Annotated in this window: 1 protein-coding gene; it reads left to right on the forward strand. The window is 68.0% G+C overall.

What is annotated here, in order from left to right:
* On the forward strand, positions 1–460 hold a 460-nt coding region (locus DEQ92_RS22560; protein WP_304999717.1), incomplete at both ends, for a proton-conducting transporter membrane subunit.

The raw sequence follows: 460 nt of genomic DNA on the forward strand, positions 1-460 counted from the left end.
TGTCCGTCGTGACCGTCGCCGTCGTCCTCTACGCGCGGCGGGCCGGCCCGGACTCGAACAGCTTCTACAGCGAGCTGCTGTTGCTCACCGCGGGCGTCTCCGGCGTGTTCGTCACGGGCGACGTGTTCAATCTGTACGTCTTCATCGAGATCACCGGGCTGGCGACCTACGCGCTGGTCGCGACCGGCCGCTCGCCCGCCGCGGCGCTCGCGAGCCTGAAGTATCTCCTCGTCGGGACCATCGGCGCCTCGCTGTATCTCCTCGGCGTCGGCTACCTCTACATCGCGACGGGGACGCTGAATATGGCCGACCTGTCGACGCAACTGCAGGCAGTCGGCTACGACTCGCCGCTGGTCTTGACCGGCTTCGCGCTCCTCGTCGTCGGCCTCGCAGTGAAGTCCGCGCTCTATCCGCTGCACACGTGGCAGCCGGGAGCCTACGCCGAATCGCCCGACGGCGT

Source organism: Haloferax sp. Atlit-6N (assembly GCF_003383195.1).
GTDB lineage: Archaea > Halobacteriota > Halobacteria > Halobacteriales > Haloferacaceae > Haloferax > Haloferax gibbonsii.